Source organism: Nocardiopsis protaetiae (assembly GCF_045446735.1).
Lineage (GTDB): Bacteria > Actinomycetota > Actinomycetes > Streptosporangiales > Streptosporangiaceae > Nocardiopsis > Nocardiopsis protaetiae.
This window is the reverse complement of record NZ_JBJJBV010000475.1, coordinates 1-4,656: the sequence shown is the minus strand read 5'-3', so window position 1 is coordinate 4,656 and position 4,656 is coordinate 1. Positions and strand designations below refer to the sequence as shown.

4 protein-coding genes are annotated in these 4,656 nt (G+C 72.4%); 3 read left to right on the top strand and 1 reads right to left on the bottom strand.

The genetic code is table 11. The annotated features are described in order from the left end of the window. Positions 1 to 8: 8 nt before the first annotated feature. Positions 9 to 1,022, top strand: coding sequence for an ABC transporter permease (locus ACJOT3_RS34020; RefSeq protein ID WP_406977242.1), 1,014 nt, complete (start codon positions 9 to 11; stop codon positions 1,020 to 1,022). Between the two features lie 40 nt (positions 1,023 to 1,062). After that, complete coding sequence (locus tag ACJOT3_RS34015) at positions 1,063 to 2,820, top strand: ABC transporter ATP-binding protein (RefSeq protein WP_406977241.1); 1,758 nt, start codon at positions 1,063 to 1,065, stop codon at positions 2,818 to 2,820. A gap of 96 nt (positions 2,821 to 2,916) precedes the next feature. Here the strand turns inward: ACJOT3_RS34015 and ACJOT3_RS34010 are convergent, their stop codons facing one another. After that, on the bottom strand, positions 2,917 to 3,552 hold the full coding sequence (locus ACJOT3_RS34010) for a TetR/AcrR family transcriptional regulator (protein WP_406977240.1): 636 nt from the start codon (positions 3,550 to 3,552) through the stop codon (positions 2,917 to 2,919). 57 nt (positions 3,553 to 3,609) lie between these two features. Here ACJOT3_RS34010 and ACJOT3_RS34005 point away from each other — a divergent pair. Continuing rightward, on the top strand, positions 3,610 to 4,656 hold a 1,047-nt coding region (locus ACJOT3_RS34005), incomplete at its 3' end, for an amidohydrolase family protein (RefSeq protein ID WP_406977239.1).

Sequence of the window (4,656 nt, the reverse complement as noted above, 5' to 3'; positions counted from 1 at the left end):
CGACCGCGATGCTGAACTATATTCTTCGCCGCCTCGCTGCGGGGCTGCTGCTGCTCGCCGTCGTCACGGCGGTGACCTTCTGGATCTTCTACGTCCTGCCCAAGTGGGCGGGCGTGACCCCGCGCGGGATGGCCGCGATGTACGTGGGCAAGGCCCCGACCCCCGAGGCGCTCGACGCCACGGTGGAGCGGCTCGGCCTGGACCAGCCCGTCATCGTGCAGTTCTTCGACTTCATCCGGTCCCTGGTCTTCGGTGACCAGTTCCAGTTCGGCCGGGAGACGGTGGAGTGCGCGGCCCCGTGCCTGGGCTACTCCTTCACCACCAACAGCCCTGTGCTGGACCAGCTGCTCGCCCGCCTGCCGATCACCGTGTCCCTGGCGCTGGGCGCGGCCGTGATCTGGCTCATCGGCGGCGTGGCCGTCGGCGTGCTGTCCGCGGTCAAGAAGGGCAGTATCTTCGACCGCCTGGCCATGGGCACCGCCCTGGTGGGCGTGTCCCTCCCGATCTACTTCACCGGTCTGCTCGCGCTGGCGTTCATCGTCCACGAGTGGAAGGTCCTCCCGGTCCCGCGGTACGCGCCGCTGACCGAGAACCCCGGTGCCTGGTTCATGGCGATGCTGCTGCCCTGGATCACCCTGGCGTTCCTGCACGCAGCCCAGTACGCGCGCCAGACCCGCGCGGGCATGCTGGAGGTGCTGGGCGAGGACTACATCCGCACCGCCCGCGCCAAGGGCCTGAGCGAGCGCAAGGTGATCTTCAAGCACGCCCTGCGCCCCGCCCTGACGCCCATCCTGACGATCTTCGGCCTGGACCTCGGCCTGGTCCTGGGCGGCGCCATCCTCACGGAGAAGGTGTTCTCCCTCAAGGGGATCGGTGCCTACGCCATCGACGCGATCATCGGCAAGGACCTGCCGGTCGTGCTCGGCGTGACGCTCCTGGGCGCCGTCTTCATCGTCATCTGCAACCTGATCGTCGACCTGCTGTACCCGCTGGTGGACCCGCGGGTGCGCATCGCCGCCTAGCGCGCGCCGGTACCGATCAGCTCTAGTGAAGGAATGTGACATGGCCTCGACCGAGCCCGTCGTCCGCGTGGACGACCTGCGGGTGACGTTCCCGACCATGGACGGCGACGTCCAGGCGGTGAACGGACTGTCCTTCGAGGTGCCCGCCGGTGGCGCCCTCGGCATCGTGGGCGAGTCGGGCTCGGGCAAGAGCGTGACCTCGCTGGCCCTGATGGGCCTGCACCGCGGCAGCCGGGCGAAGATCACCGGCGCCATCGAGGTGGCCGGCAAGGACGTGGTGACCGCCACGGACAGGCAGTTGCGGGCGATGCGCGGCAACGACATCGCGATGGTCTTCCAGGACCCGATGCAGTCGCTGCACCCGCAGTACACCATCGGCAACCAGCTGGTCGAGGCCTACCGGGTCCACCATCCCAAGGCGTCCAAGGCCGTCGCGCTCAAGCGCGCGGTGGAGGCGCTGGACCGGGTGGGGATCCCCCAGCCCGAGAAGCGGATCAACTCCTACCCGCACGAGTTCTCCGGCGGTATGCGCCAGCGTGTGGTCATCGCGATGGGGTTGATGTGCGATCCCAAGGTGCTGTTGGCGGACGAGCCGACCACGGCGCTGGACGTGACGGTGCAGGCGCGCATCCTGGACCTGCTGGACGAGCTGCGCCGGGATCTGGGCATGGCCCTGATCCTGGTCTCCCACGACCTGGCCGTGGTGGCGGGTTCGGTGGACGAGGTCGTGGTGATGCGCCACGGCGTGGCCGTGGAGCGGGGTGATGTGCGCACGGTGCTGTCCTCCCCGGAGCACCCCTACACGCAGGCTTTGCTGGCCGCGGTGCCGCGGGTCGAGGTCTCCCGGGCCCAGCGCCGCGCCCAGGACCGCGCCGACCGGCTGGAGAAGGAGAAGCGCGAGGGCGTCGTCACCGACCCGGCGAAGTTCCAGGCGTTCACCCCCGCCCCCAGCGGCGGCGAACCGCTGCTCAAGGTGGAGGACGTCGCCCAGCGCTTCAAGGTGCGCGGCGGGGCCATGGGCCGCTCCACCGACTTCTGGGCCGTCAACGGTGTCAGCTTCGACCTGTACAAGGGCGAGACGCTGGGCATCGTGGGCGAGTCCGGCTCGGGCAAGAGCACGCTGTCGCGGATGGTCATGCGCCTGCTGGAGCCCACCCGGGGCCGGGTGGTCTTCGAGGGCCGGGACATCACGCACATGTCCGAGCGCGCGCTGCGTCCGCTGCGCCGTGACGTGCAGATGGTGTTCCAGAACCCGTACTCGTCGCTGAACCCGCGCGTGACCGTGGGCGACGCGATCGGCACCGCGCTGCGCGTGCAGGGCGAGCGGGACACCAAGAAGATCAAGCGCGAGGTGCAGGCGCTGCTGGAGCGGGTCGGGCTGCAGCCCAACCACTACAACCGGTTCCCGCACGCGTTCTCGGGCGGCCAGCGCCAGCGCATCGCGATCGCCCGCGCGCTGATCCTCAAGCCCAAGCTGATCATCTGCGACGAGCCGGTCTCGGCCCTGGACGTGTCCACCCAGGACCAGGTGCTGCGCCTGCTGTCGGAGCTCCAGGACGACTTCGGTCTGACCTACATCTTCGTCGCCCACGACCTGGCCGTGGTCCGCCAGGTCAGCGACCGCGTCGCGGTCATGCGCAAGGGCGAGGTCGTGGAACTGGGCGACAGCGACGCCATCTACGAGAACCCGCAGAGCGACTACACCCGCCAGCTGCTGGCGGCCGCTCCGCTGCTGGACCCGGACGAGGCCCGCAACCAGCGCGCCGAGCGAGAGGCGCTGCGCGCCCAGGCCGTCTGACACGGTTCACCGAGGCCTCGACGGGGGCCGGTCCGCGATCGCGGACCGGCCCCCGTCGGCGTTCGTCCGGATCCCCACCGGCGTTCGGCGGGTCCCTCAGAACGCCGCGGGCGGGCGGCCGGTGGCCGCGGCGCAGAAGAGGTCGGCCAGCTCGCGGCCGTACTCGGCGGGGGAGACCCCGGGGCGTTCGCGCAGCACGGCCGGGGCGCCGCGCAGCGCGGCGAACAGCACGTCGGTGAAGACGTCCGGGTCGAAGTCCCGGAACTCCCCGTGCCCCTGACCCTCGGTGAGGAAGCCGGTCAGCTCGGCCCGTCCGGCCCGCTCGTCCGCGTCGAGCTCGGCGCGAAGCCCCTCGGGCAGGGTGGCGGCGGTGACGATCTCCCGCCGGGCCGCCATCTCCTCGGGGTTGCGCGCGCAGTAGTCGACGTTGCCGGTGATGATCCGGCGCAGGGCGTCCTCGAACCCCTCCAGCGGCTCCTCGCCGCCCTCCATGGCCTGGTCGAGCCGGGCGGCGATGTCGCGCATGACGCGACGCATCAGGCGTTCCTTGGTCTTGAAGTGGTACGTGATCAGGCCGGGGCTGATCGACGCCCGCTTGGCGATGCGCACGAACGACGCCTTGGCGTACCCCTCCTCGGCGATGGTCGTGATGGCGGCGCGCACGATCTGGTCGCGCCGCGCGGCCTCCACGAACGTCTCCCCAGACCCCTCCGGATCATTTCCTGGTTGCATGTACAGGATCCTATATGCTCAACTAGGAAGGAGTCCACCGCAGGAGGGGAGGGGCGTATGGAACCCGCGACCGTGGCGCTGACGCAGGTCACCGCGCTGGTCGGCGACGACCTGGCGCCGGCCGACGGCACCGTCGTCATCGAGGGCGGCCGCGTCGCCGCAGTCGGCGCGGTCCCCGTCCCCGCCGGGGCCCGGGAGGTCCCGCTGCCCGGGTGCACCGTGCTGCCCGGGCTGGTGGACACCCACGTCCACCTGGGCGCCCCCGACGGCCGCGGTCCGCTGGCCCTGCTCCGGGCCCTCGCCGACCACCTGCGCTTCCAGCCGGGCAGGCGGCGGGCCTTCCTCGCCCACGGCGTCACCACCGTGTGCAGCCTGGGCGACGAGAATGCCTGGGTCCACGACCTGCGCCGCCGCACCGCCGACGGCGTCCTGGCCGGGCCGCGGGTGCGCATCGCCGGACCGCTCTTCACCGCCCCCGGCGGCCACCCGGTCGCCACCGTCGGCGCCGCGCCCGGCGACGACTGGGTGCGTGTCCCGGGCAGCCCCGACCAGGCCCGCGAGCAGGTCGCCGCGCTGGCCGGGGGAGAGGACCCGGTGGACGTGGTCAAGGTCGTCCAGGACCGGGGCGACCCCGCCCGGCGGACCCTGGAGCCGATCGCGCCGCCGGTGCTGGCCGCCATCACCGAGGAGGCCCACCGGCACGGGGTCCCCGTGGTCGCCCACTGGGGGACCCTGCCCGACCTGGCCGAGCTGCTGGAGGCCGGGGCGGACCACCTCCAGCACCTGGAGCCGCGCGGGCCGCTGGCGGGCTGGCCCGCCGACCTGCTGGAGGCCATGGTGGAGCGCGGGGTCACCCTCGCACCCACCCTGGCCGTCACCGAGGCCCTGCTGGACGCCGGCACCGCCCGCACCCTGCGCCGCCGGGTCCTGGAGTTCCACGAGGCGGGCGGCACCGTGTTGGCGGGCAGCGACACCGGCATGCCCGCCGTGCGGCCGGGCGCGGGCCTGCTCCGCGAGATCGAGCTGCTGGCCGCCTGCGGCCTGGGCCCGGCCGAGGCCTTGGCCGCCGCCACCACCGGGCCCGCCCGCACCCTGGGCGCGGGG

What these genes read in the sequence shown, in the direction of transcription:
- ACJOT3_RS34020 (WP_406977242.1), top strand. Translation starts at nt 9, where the DNA reads ATGCTGAACTATATTCTTCGCCGCCTCGCTGCGGGGCTGCTGCTGCTC.
- ACJOT3_RS34015 (WP_406977241.1), top strand. Translation starts at nt 1,063, where the DNA reads ATGGCCTCGACCGAGCCCGTCGTCCGCGTGGACGACCTGCGGGTGACG.
- ACJOT3_RS34010 (WP_406977240.1), bottom strand. Translation starts at nt 3,552, where the DNA reads ATGCAACCAGGAAATGATCCGGAGGGGTCTGGGGAGACGTTCGTGGAG.